This window comes from Catellatospora sp. KI3, from assembly GCF_029948125.1.
GTDB lineage: Bacteria > Actinomycetota > Actinomycetes > Mycobacteriales > Micromonosporaceae > Catellatospora.
The window spans coordinates 177,796-191,503 of the sequence record NZ_JASAMB010000004.1 but is presented as its reverse complement, the minus strand read 5'-3'; the positions used below and the strand labels follow the sequence as shown (position 1 = coordinate 191,503).

Genomic DNA, 13,708 nt, shown 5'->3' with positions numbered 1-13,708 from the left:
GCGCGATGCGGTGATCCCCTGCGCGCCCGCCGCCGGGGCGGCGCCTACACTGAAACCGTGCCGATCAGGGCCGTACGCGGCGCCACCCAGCTCGAGGTCGACGAGCGCGAGCACCTGCTGGAGCGGGTCGCCGAACTCGTCAAGGCAGTGCTGCACGCCAACGACCTCTCCGACGAGGACTTCGTCAGCGCGATCTTCACCGCGACCCCGGACATCCACTCGGAGTTCCCGGCGTACGCGGCCCGCCTGATGGGGATGGCCGACGTGCCGCTGATCTGCGCCCAGGAGCTGGACATCGCCGGTGCCATGCCCCGGGTGATCCGCCTGATGGCCCACGTCGAGACCGACCTGGCCCGCGACCAGGTCACCCACGTGTACCTGCACGGTGCCGCGACCCTGCGCCGCGACCTGACCCACGTGTACGCCAAGTCCGACGAGTCGACCCAGGGCTGACCGGTCCCGTTCGGACACGCGCCCCGGTGACCACGGACTGGGCAACCTGCTGGCCGGAGCAGGCCTGATCGCCGTAGAAACGACAATGGTCGAGGACGACGCCGTCTCGCCAATACACGTCGTGATTCTCGATGAGCTACGGAGACCGGCCTCATGAGTGAAGAACGCGCATTCCACCGCGCTCCAGCGTCCGTCGCGATCACCCGCAGCGGCCCGCTGTCCGGCCGGGTACGGGTGCCCGGTAGCAAGAGCCAGACCGCCCGGGCCTTCGTGCTCGCCGCGCTCGGCGCCGGCGAGTCGCGCATCACCGGCGCGCTGGTGGCCGACGACTCGCGCCACATGGTGCACGGCCTGCGGGCGCTGGGCATCGCGGTCGAGGCGCTCGACGACGCCGGTGAGCAGTGGCGGGTGACCGGCAGCGGCGGCGCCCTGCCGGATGTCGGACCGGTGACGATCGACTCCGGTTTCGCCGGTACCGTCATGCGCTTCCTCACCGCCGCAGCCACGCTGGCCCCGCATCAGACCACGCTCACCGGCCGGCCGACGCTGCTGACCCGGCCCGTCGGAGAGCTGCTGAAGGTGCTCGAACAGCTCGGTGCCGAGGTGTCGGCGAACGGGGACTTCCCGCCGGTGGTCGTCCATCCCGGACTCCCGCGCGGCGGGGCGGCGACGGTCGACTCCAGCAGGTCCAGCCAGTTCGCTTCGGCGTTGCTGCTGGCCGCCCCGTTCTTCCCGGACGGCCTGGTCCTCGAGCTGTCCGGCCTGGGCGCTCCCGGCTACTTCGACATGACGCTGGAGATGCTGCGGCGGCGCGGCGTGGCGGTGGAGCGCGACGGCATGCGGCTGGTCATCCCGCCCGGCGGCCACGGCTACGCCGCGATCGACGAGGACGTGGCCGGGGACGCCAGCGCGGCGAGCCACGTGTTCACCCTCGCGGCCGCGACCGGCGGCACGATCACCGTCGAGAAGCTCGCCGGTGCCACCATGCAGCCCGACATGCGGATCCTGCAGGTGCTGGCGGACTTCGGCTGCACCGTCACCCACGACCCGGACGGGTCGATCACGGTGAGCGGTCCGCAGCGGCTCCGGCCGGTCGAGGCGGACCTGTCGCAGACGCCCGACCAGCTGCCGAACATCGCCGTCCTGGCGGCCCTGGCCGAGGGCCGCTCGGTGATCCGCGGCGTGGGCATCACCCGGTTCCACGAGACCGACCGCATCGCCTCGCTGGAGACGGAGCTGGCCAAGGTCGGCGTCACCGTCACGAGTACGCGCGATGACGTCTTCGTCGAGGGCGGCACCGCCCGGCCGGGCGCGTCCCTCTACAGCCATCACGACCACCGGCTGGCGATGGCTTTCGCCTCACTCGGTGCCGCGGTCGACGACATCGTCGTCGACAACGCCGACGCGGTGGAGAAGACCTATCCGGCCTTCTGGTCCGACGTGGAGGCGCTCGGCGGCAAGCTCTCGGCCAACTGACCCCCGGTTCAGCACCAGGGAGCGCGGCCTGGCCGGGCACGCGCTCCCTGGCGGGGTGCGGTCAGCTCAGGTACGGCCGGGTGATGATCTCGATCGCGTGCCCCGCCGGGTCCTTGAAGTAGAAGCCCTGCCCGCCGTGCTCGCTGTTGACCTCGCCCGGCCGCTTCATCTGCGGGTCGGCCCAGTACGTGATGCCGCGCTCGGCGATGAACCGGCGGCACCGGTCGAACCGCTCGTCGTCGACCAGGAACGCGTAGTGCTGCATCTGGATGTCGAACGGCGGCTCGGCGAACTGGAGCAGCACCCCGTCGTCCAGCAGCACATTGGTGAACAGCCCCCACGACGGCGCCTCCGGCAGCTCGAACAGCTCCCGGTAGAACGCGGCCGAAGCGTGCCGGTCCTTGGCCGCGATGATCGTGTGGTTGAACGTGACTGTCATGTTGAACCGTCTTCCCGGTCGATCCGAAGACCCGACCGGAAGCCCGCAGCATCCATCAGCCGCACCGATGGCAAGGCCCCGAGAGCACCGACGCCCCGGATCCCACGCGAGCGGACGCGGATGTCGCGTCGTTCTCGGCGTGGCGGCTGAAGTAGCCAGAACCTCCGGGGGTAGGCCCATCTGGGGCGCGACCCGACGCTAGCACAGGCCGCTGTTCCGGGGAAACTGCACGAATACCGGCCGCCAATCCAGCAGTTTCCCCGAAACTGCCCGTCACGACCCCGAGTAGAGGAAGCGGCGTAGCAGGCGGCTGAGCAGGGGCATGACCACGTAGGTGAGCAGCGGGGACAGCATCAGGGGCAGGATCGCCGCGCGCAGGAGCAGGGGCAGCGGCAGGGCCGCGACGTGCGGTGCGCCGACCAGTTGGAACAGCACCACCAGCGGATACACGCCGAGGAACGACACCAGCGCCATCTTCCACTTCGGCGGCGGCAGCACCGGCCGTCCGGGCAGGCTGAACCAGGTCTCCATGCCGGTGGTGGTCTCCCGGGGCGCGGCCTCCTCGGCGATGCCGTCGAGGTGGCGTACGCACTCCACGCGCTGCGGCGAGGTCAGCCACGCGCTCAGGTGCGTGCCGTTGTCGAAGCGCAGGACCGCGTGGTAGTGCCGGTCCGGGGTGGTCGGCCGCAGCCAGGTCACACCCTGGTGGCCGGGGAACTTCGCCGACTCGGCGTTGACCAGGCCCAGCCAGTGTTCGAAGTCGGACTCCCGGCCGGGCACCACGTCGAACGTGAACAGCACCGACACCGGCTCCGAGTCTGCCGAGGGCGCCACCGCGGTTCCCGGTCAGAGCAGGTCTTCGATGGTGATCGGCAGTCGGTGCAGCCGCTTGCCGGTGGCGTGGTGGATCGCGTTGGCGATCGCGGCGGCGGTGCCCACCATGCCGACCTCGCCGACGCCCTTGACGCCCAGCGGGTTGACCACCGTGTCGGTCGACTCGACCGTCTCGACGACCACCTCGGGCGCGTCGGCGTTGACCGGCACCAGGTACTCGCCGAGGCTGGCGTTGGCCCAGCGCCCGTCCGGACCCATCCGGGTGCCTTCGAGCAGCGCGTGGCTCATACCCCAGATCATGCCGCCCATCAGCTGGCTGTGCGCGGTCTTGCGGTTGAGGATCCGGCCGGCGTCGAAGACGCCGATCAGTCTGCGTACCCGGACCAGGCCCAGGTCCGGATCGACGGCCACCTGGGCGAACTGGGCGCCGAAGGTCATCGAGCCGCCGCTGGTGTCGGGCGGCGGGTTCCAGGTGCCCACGGCCTCGGCGTCGGCCATGAACGCCCGCTGCAGCAGCGCGGCGTAGGTCTCGCCGACGTCGGGCCGTTCACGCAGCGCCATCCGGCCCTCCGCCACGGTGACCTGCCGCGGATCGGCGCCGTGCAGGGGCGATCCCGGGTCGGCGAGCGCCTGGGCGATGAGCTGGTCGCGCAGGGCGGTGGTCGCGACGTGCACGGCGGCGCTGACCATCCCGGCGCCGGCCGAGCCGACGGCGGCGGCGGTGTTGGGCAGGTCGCTGTCGCCGTACTGGAAGCGGACGCGTTCCAGCTGTACACCCAGGCCGTCGGCGGCGACCTGGGTCATCGCGGTGGCCGAGCCGGTGCCGATGTCGGAGATGCTGGCCTGCACCACGGCGCTGCCGTCGGCGTAGAGGCGGGCGCGGGCGCGCTGCGGGTTGCCGGGCTGGTAGCAGGGGTAGGCGCTGGTGGCCATACCCCAGCCGAGCAGGGTGTCGCCGTCGCGCAGCGCGCCGACGCGCGGGTCGCGGCGGTCCCAGCCCGCCAGCTCCGCGCCGCGCCGGTAGCACTCGCGCAGCTTCTTGCTCGACCACGGCGTCCCGTCGCCCGGCGTCGTCTCGGCGTAGTTGCGCAGCCTGATCTCCAGCGGGTCCAGGCCGAGCCGCTCGGCGAGCTCGTCCAGGGCGGTCTCCAGGGCGAACATGCCCGACGCCTCGCCGGGGCAGCGGGTGAACGTCGGCGTCATGGTGTTGGCACGGATCAGCCGGTACACCCCCTGGTAGTTCGGGCAGGCGTAGAGCTGCGAGGCCACCCCGAGGGACGGCTCGGCCCAGTCGTCGAAGTGCGAGGTGGGGGAGAGCTTGTGATGGCGTACGGCGGTGAGCCGCCCCTGCGCGTCCGCGCCGAGCGTCAGCTGCTGCTCCTGCTGCTCGCGGTGCCCGACCGAGCTGAACATCTGCTCGCGCGACAGCGCCAGGCGCACCGGGCGCCCCACGTGGCGGGCGGCCAGCGCGGCCAGCGCGGGGTGGTCCCAGATCATCGCCTTGCAGCCGAAGCTGCCGCCGACGAAGTCGGTCACCACCCGGATGTGCGAGGGCATGACGTTGAGCAGCTCGGCGAGGGTGTGCAGGGTGGCGTTGGGGCCTTGGGTGGCGTCGTACACGGTGAGCCGGTCGCCCTGCCACACCGCGGTGGTGGCTGAGCACTCGATCGGATTGTGGTGGTTGGCCGCGTACCGGTAGCCCAGGTCGACGGTGACCGCCGCCTCGGCCAGCCCGGCGTCGACGTCGCCGCGCTCCACCCGGCCGGGCAGGAACCCGCCGAAGATCCGCCGCGCTTCGTACGCCTGCTCGCGCCCCTGCTCGACCGTGGTGACGAACGGTGCGGCGGCGTAGTCGATCCGCAGCAGTGTCGCGGCGTGCTCGGCCTGCTCCAGCGTCTCGGCGACGACCACGGCGACGTGCTGGCCCGCGTAGTGGATCACCTCGTCCTGCATGGGGAAGAACGTCTGCCCGGTCGCGGCGGCCCCGGCCAGCGACGGCACCAGTGGCGGCACCGAGCCGCCCTTGGGCAGGTTGAGGTGGGTGAGCACGGCCAGCACCCCGTTGGCCTGCTCGGCGGCGCGGGTGTCGATCGAGATGATGCGCCCGGCCGGGATCCGCGATCCGACGACCACCGCATGGACCAGGCCCGGCAGCGGTACGTCGGCGGAGTAGCGGCCCGCGCCGGTGACCTTCGCCGGGCCGTCGACGCGGTCGATCGGTCGTCCGATCGCGGTGGTCATGGTGTGCCCCCTCGCGCGGTCACGGTTTCGAGGGCGCGGACCATCGTGCGGCGCGCCAGTTCGATCTTGAAGCCGTTCATGGAGCGCGGCACCGCGTCGGCCGTCTCCTCCCGCGCGGCGTGCAGGAAGTGCTCGTGCGTGGCCGGTCGGCCCAGCAGCGCGTGCTCGGCGCGGCGCGCCCGCCACGGCTTGGTGGCTACCCCGCCCAGGGCCATCCGCACCTCCGCGACCGCCCCGCCCTCGACCCGCAGGGCCAGCGCCACCGACACCAGCGCGAACTCGTACGACTCCCGGTCGCGCACCTTCAGGTACAGCGAGTCGCGGGCCATCGGCAGGGGCGGGATCTCGATCGCGGTGATCAGGTCGCCGTGCTGGAGCGGGTGCTCCCGCTCCGGGGTGTCCTCGGGTGCCAGGAAGAAGTCGTCGATGGCGTACGCGTGGTGCCCGTCGCGGTTCTGCACGTGGATGACCGCGTCCAGCGCACTCAGCGCCACCGCCGCGTCGGAGGGGTGGGCGGCGATGCAGTGCTCGCTGGTGCCCAGCACCGCGTGGCCGCGGTTGACGCCGGTCAGCGCCGAGCAGCCCGAACCCGGCACGCGCTTGTTGCAGGCGGCCTCGTGGTCGCGGAAGTACGAGCAGCGGGTGCGCTGCAGCATGTTGCCGCCCATCGAGGCCATGTTGCGCAGCTGCGCCGAGGCGCCCAGGACCAGCGCCTCGGCCAGCAGCGGGTAGCGCTGGGCGACGATCGGCGACATCGCGACGTCGTTCATGCGCGCCAGCGCGCCCAGGCGTACGGCGCCGTCGGGCTGCAGCTCGATGTGGTTGATGGGCAGGTCGTTGATGTCGACCAGGCGCTGGCTCGGCTCGGCGTAGATGCGCAGCATGTCGACCTTGGTGGTGCCCCCGGCCAGGTAGGCGGCGTCGGGGTCGGCGGTGACCGTCGCGATGGCGGTGGCCACGTCGGCGACCCTGGAGTAGCTGATGCTTCTCATGTTCTGGGTTGTGCCTTTCTCGCCGCGCTCCATCGGGAACCCCGGTGCCGTCTGGGCGGTGGCTACGAGGATATCGGCATTTCAGGGCATTCCGTCGTGAAACATCCCGTGTTCGAGCAGCTGGGGAGACCCTACGAGGCCCCTGCGCTTACGCTTTGGGAACGCTCCCATCGGTTCGACGATGATGGGCCGAGTGGTCGCCGGCTACTACCACACCTGCACCATCGCGCAGAGCGGCCACCTCTACTGCTGGGGCGGCAACAACGACGGCCGGCTCGGCCTCAGTGGCGCCAGTCGGGCGGCGCCCACCCTCGTCGCCCTGACCCCGAGGCGAACCGGGCACCACGCACCCGGCTGAGCGCGCCGCCCGGTCCTACGAGGGTGATCCAGTACTCACCCGGTGCTCTCCGGCGTACGCAAATGGCCCCCAGTTCCGGGGATGCGATCCGGCGTGCTGGGGGCCATTCTCTCGGCGGGAGGGTCGTCCCGTCGGCCCCTCTCGGCCAGGGGTGGCCGCGCAACAAGACCAGCGATGACGCCACGATCGTTGCTGGGACCGTGACACTTCTCTGGCGGAAGGGAGAAGGTGGACGACGAAGAGCGGATGCGCGACGAGTTTGAGCGGATCGACCTTCGCGAAGCGCTGGACTGTGACCGAACCATGATCCGCCAGTACGAAGAGGGGCTGGCGTTTCGCCGCCTACACCTGCAGGAGATCCTGTACGAGCTGGGTAGGCTCGACGAGCGGCTAGGAGGTGGCCAGCCATGACGGCAGAGGAACACGCAGCTGCGCTGTGGGCGCTGGAACGTGCAGACCACGAGGAGTTCGTGGCGAAAATCCGAGGCTGGGCAGAGACTGCCGAGGCTGCGGGGGATGAGTTGCGCGCTCGGAGGCACCGCGAGCATCTCGCCCGGCTGGAGGCACTGCCCAAGCCATGGGAGCAGTTGCCCCGGGCTGCCTAGAACACACTCGCTCACGTGGGGGCGTCAGGTATCAATGCTCACGGGCTGGGCACTTTCGTCATCATTCGCATCACCCCTGACCCGTGCTGCCCGGTAAACGAGCATGCGAGCAACGACTGACCATCCAGTCCTAAGGTCCTCCATCGCTGGAGCCTTTCTCTTTCGCCCGTGCTGTGCGGGATTTCTGAGCCCCCTAAGCTTCCGTATTGTTGCACGCTCGGCCTCCGTCACCGGGACGCCATCACTTTTGAGCCTCGCGTCCAACCGCCGGGCCAGGGAAGGACTATTCAGTCCATTTCGCAAGACCTCTGTATAGCGGGTTCTTTGGGTGTCCGACAGCCATTCTGGCGCCTCGCGCATCAGGCGATTAAGGTCTTCTTTTGCGAACGTGTCTGGCAGGGTTGTCGATCCAACATAAAATTCAATCGTGTCAAACAAAGCTATCAACGACGTAAGCGGGTCACGCAGGTCGACTGACCGCCAAAAGCAGAGGAACGCCTCTCTTTCCTGGACCGTAATCTCGTCCATAAGCTGGGGTTCTTCAGCCCAACTTTCTGAGATCGGTATTTCGGTCACCATATATCGCATGTTGAGAGTCGTTGCCCGAATCCAGCGCCGACCGCTTTCGAGCGCACGTACCGCTAGCAGCGAGCCGCTCTGAGGTCGGACGCGGCTAGACATCTGGTTAAACCACTGGGGCACTTCGTGGGGAAGTGCAACAGAGGTAAACTTAAGTCTGGTGGCCAGCCACGCTGACGCGATATCGGCATCCTCACTGCCTCGACGTTCAGCCTCAAACAAGGTCTTCGCTCTATAAGTGCCTTTAAGGTAAGCCTTAAGTTCGTTGAAGCCTTGTACCACAGTCTGGGTGTTGCCAATCCGTGCGGGCGGCACGTCGGGTGGTGTCCATGGGCCTTTGGTCCATGTGATCTGCGATGGGGGTACTAACGTATAAGGCCCAACTTTCGTTTCTCGTTCCACGCGAATTCCGTAAATGGGAACGAGGACTTCCACATCTTCTTCCTTCAGTTCATCTATGCCTTCAATTCGAAGTTGATCGTCGCTATATCCCGCCGTGCGCGACATCGTATAGATAAGCTCGAAAGGGCGGACGTTCTCGTGCATCCACCAGCCTGGGCGTGCTTCGTTCAGGCTGATCTGTGCGTGAGAGATGCAGTGGACATGCAGACCTGACCGGTCTGGCCAAGCATGGTTGACGTAACCGTGGAAGCGAGGGTGCTCAACTCCCGCCAGCCGAACCTTGATGACAACGCGAGCTGAGTAGTCAAATGCGCCGTGTCGAACGACCTCGTGTTTAAGGAGGAACTTCGCTTCACTGTGCAGCCCGGACTTTTTGGTGATGGTAAGCGGATTTGCTAGCCACGGTGCCACGTCGACGTCGCCTATTAGGATCGCCACCTCCGGCACCGGGGAGGGGCTGTCGGGCTGCTGTCGGGACCTGCGGTTGGACACTGGCTACCTGCCTTGAGTGACCTTCAGCGCGAGCCAAAGGGTTCCAGCCTAGCCACAGGTAGAGAGTCGCGCCATCCATTAAGGGCACTCCTGCAACCTGCCGTGAGGGGTGCGAGCAGATGATCATGGGAGGCTGGCTGGGCAGACAATCGATATGAGTAAGTTCCTGGCACAAACTCAATAGCTTGACGGTCGGCGCACGGGAGAATCTTCGGACCATGGCCGCACTCCTGGCCGGTGTCAGCCCAGTTACGCCCTAATGAGGAGAGCAATGCTTGTAGTGTCTGTCCAGCCGGGGCAGGAGGTCATGGAGACCATCGCGGCTCAGCTCGCGGAGCGTGGCGTCACGGACGGGGCGGTCGTGTCGCTCATCGGTGCCGTCGACGAGTGCTGCATCTCGAACATGCCCGCCGAGGACGCCTCCAAGGACATCCTCACCGAGTATCGGCAGCCGTTCGAGCTGACGGGTACGGGCGAGGTCAAGAACGGGAAAGTGCACCTTCATGTAGTGCTCGGTCGCGAAGGCGACGCGGCGCTCGCCGGTCACCTTCACTGGGCGCGGGTCGAGACGTTCTTCGTCAACGCCTACGTGCTGGCCCTTTAGCGGGGTCGGCAAAGTCCCACGTACCGCACGGGGGCGTAGGACTCCCTCGGAGCAGCCCTACGCCCCCGTGCAGGTTACTCAAGCCGCGGGAGGTTAGCGGGTCGCGTGCGGGACTCCGTCGCGGACCTCGCGGATGGCGGCGCGGATGTTGGGGTACGCGGCGCAGCGGCACAGGTTGCCGCTCATCCACTCGCCGATCTCGGCGTCGTCGCCGGTGTGCCCCTCCGCCAGCAGCGCGACCGCCGACATGATCTGCCCCGGCGTGCAGTAGCCGCACTGGAACGCGTCGTGGCTGAGGAACGCCTTCTGCATCGGGTGCAGGTGCCCGTTCTCGGCCAGGCCCTCGATGGTGGTGATCTCGCGGCCCTCGCAGGCGATGGCCAGGGTCAGGCAGGCCAGGACCCGGCGCTTGTCGATCCATACCGTGCAGGCGCCGCAGGCACCCTGGTTGCAGCCCTTCTTGGTGCCGGTGAGGTCGACGACGTCGCGTAGGCAGTCCAGCAGGCTCACCCTGGGCTCGATGCGTACGACGTGGGTCCGTCCGTTGATGGTGAGCACCACGTCGACCGGGCCGGGACCCGCTTCGGCGTCAGGCAGGTTGGAAGCCGACATCGCTCCTCCTAGTGGCAGGCCTTCCCGACACGGTATAGCGCCAGGCAGGCATACTCGGTCAAATTCGCATTGTTCGGGCGTTACCGGAATGGCGCAGCCCACGGCCTGGATCTCAGGTCGACGGAGCGGACATTTTCCCTGCGCGCCCCCGTCTAAACCGGCGAAGATCGGTCATATGACCCTGCACTCGCACGGCACCGACACCACCGCGGGCGTGGTCCACCTCAGCCACGAGGAGCTGACCCGGATCGACACCTGGTGGCGGGCGGCCAACTACCTCACGGTCGGCCAGATCTACCTGATGGACAACCCGCTGCTGCGCGAGCCGCTGCGCCCGGAGCACATCAAGCCGCGCCTGCTGGGGCACTGGGGCACCAGCCCGGGACTGAGCCTGATCTGGGCGCACCTGAACCGGGCGATCATCGCCCGCGACCTCGACGCCATCTACATCACCGGCCCCGGCCACGGCGGCCCGGCGATCGTGGCCAACACCTGGCTGGAGGGCACCTACAGCGAGCACTACCCCAGCGTCGACCGGTCCGAGGCGGGCATGGCGCGGCTGTTCCGCCAGTTCTCCTTCCCCGGCGGCATCCCCAGCCACGTCGCGCCCGAGGTGCCCGGCTCGATCCACGAGGGCGGCGAGCTCGGCTACTCGCTCATGCACGCCTACGGCGCGGTGCTCGACAACCCGGACCTGCTGGCCGTGTGCGTGGTCGGCGACGGCGAGGCCGAGACCGGGCCGCTGGCGGCCAGCTGGCTGTGCAACACCTTCTGCAACCCGGTCGGCGACGGGGCGGTGCTGCCGATCCTGCACCTCAACGGCTACAAGATCGCAAACCCGACGATCCTGGCCCGCATCCCCGAGGAGGACCTGCTGTCGCTCATGCGCGGGTACGGCTACCAGCCGATCCTCGTCTCCGGCGACGACCCCGAACGGGTGCACCACGAGTTCGCGTTCGCCCTGGACAGCGCGCTGGACCAGATCAAGGCGATCCAGAGCCGGGCCCGGCGCGGCGAGGGCGACGCCCGCCCCCGCTGGCCGATGATCATCCTGCGTACGCCGAAGGGCTGGACCGGGCCCAAGGAGGTCGACGGGGTCCAGCTCGAGGGCACGTTCCGGGCGCACCAGGTGCCGCTGGCGCAGGTGCGGGACAACCCGGCGCACCTGGCCGAGCTGGAGCGCTGGCTGCGCTCGTACCGGCCGGAGGAGCTCTTCGACGCCACCGGCCACCCGGCGGCGCTGCTCGAACCGCTCGCACCCGGCGAGCACCGGCGCATGTCGGCCAACGCGCACGCCAACGGCGGCCTGCTGCTGCGCGACCTGGTGCTGCCCGACATCGCCGACTACGCGGTGCCGGTGGAGCAGCCCGGCGGGGGCAGCGCCGAGGCGACCCGGGTGCTGGGCACCTGGCTGCGCGACGTCATGCGCGCCAACCCCGACCGGTTCCGGCTGTTCGCGCCGGACGAGACCAACTCCAACCGGCTGGGCGCGGTGTTCGAGGTGACCGACCGGGTGTTCGCGGCCGACATCCTCGACGGCGACGACCACCTCGCCCCCTCCGGCCGGGTGATCGAGGTGCTGTCGGAGCACCTGTGCCAGGGCATGCTCGAGGGCTACCTGCTCACCGGCCGCCACGGCCTGCTGACCAGCTACGAGGCGTTCACGCACGTGGTCGACTCGATGGTCAACCAGCACGCGAAGTGGCTCAAGACGACCCGGTCCATCCCGTGGCGGCGCCCGGTCGCGTCGCTGACGTACCTGCTGTCCAGCCACGTGTGGCGGCAGGACCACAACGGCTTCTCGCACCAGGACCCCGGCTTCATCGACCACGTGGTCAACAAGAAGGCCGAGGTCATCCGGGTGTACCTGCCGCCGGACGCCAACACGCTGCTGTCCACCATGGACCACTGCCTGCGCAGCCGCCACTACATCAACGTCGTGGTGGCGGGCAAGCAGCCGCAGCCGTCGTGGCTGTCCATGGCCGACGCCGCGCTGCACTGCCGCCGCGGCCTGGGCATCTGGGACTGGGCCGGCAACGACGCGGGCACGCTGCCGGACGTGGTCATGGCCTGCGCCGGGGACGTGCCCACCCTGGAGACCCTGGCCGCGGTGGACCTGCTGCGGCAGTACCTGCCCCAGCTGCGGGTACGCGTGGTCAACGTCGTGGACCTGATGCGGCTGCAGCCGGAGTCCGAGCACCCGCACGGCCTGCCCGACTCCCAGTTCGACGCCATCTTCACCACCGACCGGCCCGTCGTCTTCGCCTACCACGGCTACCCGTCGCTGATCCACCGGCTCACCTACCGGCGCCGCAACCACGACAACATCCACGTCCGGGGGTACAAGGAGGAGGGCACCACCACCACGCCGTTCGACATGGTGATGCTCAACGACCTGGACCGCTACCGGCTTGTCATCGACGTCGTCGACCGGGTGCCGGGGCTGGCGGTCAGCGCCGCCGGGCTGCGCCAGCAGATGACCGACGCCCGCCAGCGCGCCCGCGACTACACCCGGGCGTACGGCACCGACGCGCCCGAGATCACCGAGTGGATGTGGCAGGGCCGGCGATGAACACCATCGACGACCCGCGCGGCCCCGTCGTCGTCGGCGTCGACGGCTCGGACTCGTCCCTGCTGGCCGTACGGCTCGGCGCCCAGGAGGCCGTCCTGCGGCGGCTGCCGCTGCGCCTGGTGCACGCGTTCATCTGGCCGCTGATGAACGTCAACACCGGCCCCTCGGAGTCCGGCCCGGCCACCGGCGGCCTGCGCCACGACGCCGAACGCATCCTCGCCGACGCCCACGCCGCGGCCGTCGCGGCGGCCCCGTCGGTGCCCGTCACCGCGGAGCTGCTCACCGGGGCGCCCGCCCCCGTGCTCATGCACGCCGCCAAGGACGCCAGCCTGCTGGTCCTCGGCGACCGGGGCCTGGGCGGGTTCACCGGCCTACTCGTCGGGTCGGTCGCCGTGCACTGCACGCAGCACGGGCACACCCCGGTCCTGGTCGCCCGGGGCACCGAGCACCCCGGCGGCCCGGTCGTGGTCGGCGTCGACGCGGAGCTGCACAGCGCCACCGCCATCGACGCGGCGTTCGCCGAGGCCGAGCTGCGCCGGGCCGAGCTGATGGCCGTGCACACCTGGACCCGCCACTCCGGCCACGGGCACGAGCCGGTCCCCGGCGCGGTGCACCGGGGCGAGCCGCACCACGGCGCGGTCCAGGGCGTCGAGCCGCACCACGGCGCGGTCGTGCGCGAGGAGACCGCGCACGTCGGCGGGGTGCAGGTGGGCACGATCCGGCCGGGGGCGCCCGGCGCCGAGCCGATCGGTACGGCGATCCTGCGCCAGGACCACGCCACCGCCGCGGTGGCCGAGAAGGAGGGGCGCAGCCTGGCCGAGGCGCTGGCGGCGGTACGCGAGCGGCACCCCGACGTCGCCGTACGCGAGCACCTGGTCCGGGGCCGGCCGGCCCGGGTCCTGGTCGAGTTGTCCGAGCAGGCCCAGCTCGTCGTCGTCGGCGGGCGCGGCTGCGGCGGGTTCACCGGACTGGTCATGGGCTCGGTCAGCCACCAGGTGCTCCACCACGCCCGCTGCCCGGTCCTGCTCGTGCCCCGACCCGCGGCATGA

General features: G+C 69.6%; 13 protein-coding genes. 7 read left to right on the top strand and 6 right to left on the bottom strand.

Features of this window, described 5'->3' with window-relative positions:
• Positions 1 to 57 precede the first annotated feature (57 nt).
• On the top strand, positions 58 to 453 hold the full coding sequence (gene aroH, locus QEZ54_RS09325) for a chorismate mutase (RefSeq protein ID WP_281304109.1): 396 nt from the start codon (positions 58 to 60) through the stop codon (positions 451 to 453).
• A gap of 153 nt (positions 454 to 606) precedes the next feature.
• Positions 607 to 1,929 (top strand): 3-phosphoshikimate 1-carboxyvinyltransferase, encoded by a 1,323-nt coding sequence (gene aroA, locus QEZ54_RS09320; RefSeq protein ID WP_281304108.1) that lies wholly within the window; start codon positions 607 to 609, stop codon positions 1,927 to 1,929.
• 61 nt (positions 1,930 to 1,990) lie between these two features.
• Here the strand turns inward: aroA and QEZ54_RS09315 are convergent, their stop codons facing one another.
• The 4 genes from QEZ54_RS09315 to QEZ54_RS09300 form a co-directional block, all read right to left on the bottom strand.
• Positions 1,991 to 2,368, bottom strand: a complete 378-nt coding sequence (locus tag QEZ54_RS09315) for a VOC family protein (protein WP_281304107.1) — start codon at positions 2,366 to 2,368, stop codon at positions 1,991 to 1,993.
• 273 nt (positions 2,369 to 2,641) lie between these two features.
• On the bottom strand, positions 2,642 to 3,202 hold the full coding sequence (locus tag QEZ54_RS09310) for an antibiotic biosynthesis monooxygenase (RefSeq protein WP_281304106.1): 561 nt from the start codon (positions 3,200 to 3,202) through the stop codon (positions 2,642 to 2,644).
• Between the two features lie 12 nt (positions 3,203 to 3,214).
• Positions 3,215 to 5,443 carry a xanthine dehydrogenase family protein molybdopterin-binding subunit gene (locus QEZ54_RS09305; RefSeq protein WP_281304105.1) on the bottom strand — a complete coding sequence of 743 codons (2,229 nt, stop codon included), beginning with the start codon at positions 5,441 to 5,443 and terminating at the stop codon, positions 3,215 to 3,217.
• Positions 5,440 to 6,435, bottom strand: coding sequence for a xanthine dehydrogenase family protein subunit M (locus tag QEZ54_RS09300; protein WP_281304104.1), 996 nt, complete (start codon positions 6,433 to 6,435; stop codon positions 5,440 to 5,442). The genes QEZ54_RS09305 and QEZ54_RS09300 overlap by 4 nt, the downstream gene beginning before the upstream one ends.
• 181 nt (positions 6,436 to 6,616) lie before the next feature.
• Between QEZ54_RS09300 and QEZ54_RS09295 the strand changes: the two genes are divergently transcribed.
• Together QEZ54_RS09295 and QEZ54_RS09290 are read left to right on the top strand one after the other, a co-directional pair.
• Entirely contained in the window at positions 6,617 to 6,793 is a 177-nt protein-coding gene (locus QEZ54_RS09295; RefSeq protein WP_281304103.1) for an RCC1 domain-containing protein, read from the top strand.
• A gap of 228 nt (positions 6,794 to 7,021) precedes the next feature.
• Positions 7,022 to 7,204: a hypothetical protein gene (locus tag QEZ54_RS09290; RefSeq protein WP_281304102.1), complete on the top strand. Its 183-nt coding sequence runs from the start codon at positions 7,022 to 7,024 to the stop codon at positions 7,202 to 7,204.
• A gap of 218 nt (positions 7,205 to 7,422) precedes the next feature.
• Here the strand turns inward: QEZ54_RS09290 and QEZ54_RS09285 are convergent, their stop codons facing one another.
• Positions 7,423 to 8,817 carry a hypothetical protein gene (locus QEZ54_RS09285; RefSeq protein WP_281304101.1) on the bottom strand — a complete coding sequence of 465 codons (1,395 nt, stop codon included), beginning with the start codon at positions 8,815 to 8,817 and terminating at the stop codon, positions 7,423 to 7,425.
• Between the two features lie 313 nt (positions 8,818 to 9,130).
• Here QEZ54_RS09285 and QEZ54_RS09280 point away from each other — a divergent pair, with 313 nt between their 5' ends.
• Positions 9,131 to 9,475 carry a PPC domain-containing DNA-binding protein gene (locus tag QEZ54_RS09280; RefSeq protein WP_348650526.1) on the top strand — a complete coding sequence of 115 codons (345 nt, stop codon included), beginning with the start codon at positions 9,131 to 9,133 and terminating at the stop codon, positions 9,473 to 9,475.
• Between the two features lie 93 nt (positions 9,476 to 9,568).
• On the opposite strand, the gene QEZ54_RS09275 is transcribed toward QEZ54_RS09280, so the two are convergent.
• On the bottom strand, positions 9,569 to 10,087 hold the full coding sequence (locus QEZ54_RS09275) for a (2Fe-2S)-binding protein (protein WP_281304099.1): 519 nt from the start codon (positions 10,085 to 10,087) through the stop codon (positions 9,569 to 9,571).
• Between the two features lie 175 nt (positions 10,088 to 10,262).
• Between QEZ54_RS09275 and QEZ54_RS09270 the strand changes: the two genes are divergently transcribed.
• The gene (locus QEZ54_RS09270) at positions 10,263 to 12,659 is read left to right on the top strand and encodes a phosphoketolase family protein (protein WP_281304098.1); all 2,397 of its coding nucleotides are present in this window, start codon (positions 10,263 to 10,265) and stop codon (positions 12,657 to 12,659) included.
• Complete coding sequence (locus tag QEZ54_RS09265) at positions 12,656 to 13,708, top strand: universal stress protein (RefSeq protein WP_281304097.1); 1,053 nt, start codon at positions 12,656 to 12,658, stop codon at positions 13,706 to 13,708. Before QEZ54_RS09270 ends, QEZ54_RS09265 begins: the two co-directional genes overlap by 4 nt.